At 68.3% G+C, this 2,227-nt stretch carries 3 protein-coding genes; all 3 read left to right on the top strand.

Annotation, left to right across the window (positions count from 1 at the left end; all coding sequences use genetic code 11):
• On the top strand, nt 1-470 hold a 470-nt coding region (locus VFT73_RS00805), incomplete at its 5' end, for a magnesium chelatase domain-containing protein (RefSeq protein WP_326408208.1).
• A 59-nt stretch (nt 471-529) separates the two neighbouring features.
• Complete coding sequence (locus tag VFT73_RS00800) at nt 530-1,945, top strand: MFS transporter (RefSeq protein ID WP_326408207.1); 1,416 nt, start codon at nt 530-532, stop codon at nt 1,943-1,945.
• Between the two features lie 46 nt (nt 1,946-1,991).
• Nucleotides 1,992-2,227 (top strand): CvpA family protein (locus VFT73_RS00795; RefSeq protein WP_326408206.1); only part of this gene is annotated, 236 nt, incomplete at its 3' end.

Here is a 2,227-nt window from a genome sequence, read left to right as displayed (position 1 = left end):
CAATGGAAGGCACGCGCCCCGTGCTGGTCGAAATCCAGGCCCTGGTCGTGCGCCTCGCCACGGGAGCGACACCGCGGCGCGCGGCGGTCGGATGGGACAGCGGCCGTCTCGCGATGATCCTCGCCGTGCTAGAGGCGCGCTGCGGCATGAGCTTCGCGACGGCGGAGGTTTATCTCAACGTCGCCGGCGGCTATCGCCTCAGCGACCCCGGCGCCGATCTCGCTGTGGCGGCGGCACTGGTGTCGGCGCTCTCCGAACGCCCGGTGCCGAGCGAATGCGTGGTTCTCGGAGAAATCGCCCTCTCGGGGGAAATCCGTCCGGTGGCGCACGCTGGGTTGCGCCTCAAGGAATCGGCCAAATTGGGATTCGAGACGGCCTGGGTGCCGAACGGGACCAAAGGCGGCGAGGGGCTTCGCCTTGCAGAGTTCGGGAATTTGCGCGCGCTGGTCGACCAAATCCTCGGTCGCTGATCGTCGGGGCATCCGCATCGCTTGCGGTTCGTTGAGCGACAAACCATGAGCCGCCCCAAGTGAACGTCCAAACTCTCGAGCCGCCGGCGCAGGCCGCGCAGGACGGGCTGCCGATCCCGCGGCGCTACTGGTCGGTGCTGGGTATCTGGCTCGCGCTGACCATGGCGGTGCTCGACGGCGCCATCGCCAACGTGGCGCTGCCGACCATCGCGCGCGAGCTCGGCGCGTCGCCGGCAAGCTCGGTGTGGGTGATCAACGCCTATCAGCTGACGATCACGGTTCTCCTGCTGCCGCTTGCCGCGCTCGGCGACCGCATCGGATACAAGTGCATCTACATCCCCGGCCTGGCACTGTTCACGGTTGGCTCGGTCGGCTGCGCCCTCGGGCACACGCTGACGCTGCTGGTCGCCGCGCGCGTGTTCCAGGGAGTCGGCGCAGCCTGCATCATGAGCATGAACGCGGCGCTGGTCCGCGCGACCTACCCCGCGAGCATGCTGGGGCGCGGCATCGGCTATAACGCGATGGTGCTGTCGATGGCGGCGGCGATCGGGCCGACGCTCGCCGCGCTGATACTCAGCATCGCATCCTGGCCCTGGTTGTTCCTGATCAACCTGCCGATCGGCATTGCCGCGCTACTCGTCGGCCGCAAGTCGCTGCCGGACCCGCACGGGCACGGGCAGCCGTTCGACTGGCCCTCGGCGGTGCTGAGCGCGGCAATGATGGGCTGCATCGTGTTCGGCGCGGAGATGTTCGCGCGCGAAGGAGCGGGCCTGGGCGCCATCCTCGTGCTCGCCGGACTGGCCGCGGGCGCTGCCCTCGTCAGGCGCGAGTGGAGCGAGAAGCTGCCGCTGATGCCGCTCGATTTGCTCAGGATCCCGATCTTCAGCCTTTCCATCACGACCTCCATCGTTTCGTTCGGCGCGCAGATGCTGGCCTATGTCGCGATTCCCTTCCTGCTGCAGTCGGTGCTCGGGCGAAGCGTGTTCGCGACAGGGCTGCTGATGACGCCGTGGCCGATCGCCGTCGGGATTGCGGCGCCGTTCGCCGGAAGGCTCGCCGACAAGGTCTCGTCGGGGCTGCTCGGCGGCATCGGCCTCGCGGTCTTCGCCGCGGGGCTGTTCCTGCTGTCGCGGCTCGGGACTTCGCCCGACAATTTCGACATCGCGTGGCGGATGGCGGTGTGCGGCTTCGGCTTCGGCCTTTTCCAGTCGCCCAATAACCGCACCATGATCAGCGCCGCGCCCAAGCCGCGGTCCGGTGCCGCGGGCGGGATGCTGGCGACGGCGCGGCTGCTCGGCCAGACCACCGGCGCCGTCACGGTAGGCGTCGCTTTCCACCTCTTCGGCGTGCATGTCGCGCCGAGCCTGCTGCTCGCCGCCTCGATCGCCGCCTTCGTTGCCGGCGGCATCAGCCTTCTGCGCCTCGGCGTCGCACCGCCGGGCCGGGTCGCGGTCTCCGCCCCGATCATCGACTAGCAACGCGCTCGCCTTGACAAAAATTGCTTGCTAGCCCCGGGCAACCATGACCGCGCTCGACGTCTTCGTGTTCCTGCTGCTGATCGGCGGAGCCGCGATCGGCTTTGTCCGCGGCTTCGTTCACGAAGTGATCTCGCTGCTCGCGTGGGTCGTCGCTATCGCCATGCTCAAGCTGTTCCACGGCCAGCTATGGACCGGGCTCGAGAACAGCTCGCACATGAGCCCCGCCGCGGCAGCAGTGCTCGCCTTTGCCTTGCTGTTCATTCCGAGCTTCTTGCTGGT

It is taken from the genome of Sphingomonas sp. (assembly GCF_035758555.1).
Lineage (GTDB): Bacteria > Pseudomonadota > Alphaproteobacteria > Sphingomonadales > Sphingomonadaceae > Sphingomonas_B.
Note: the sequence above shows the minus strand (reverse complement) of the source record. Positions and strands in the feature narration are given on the sequence as shown.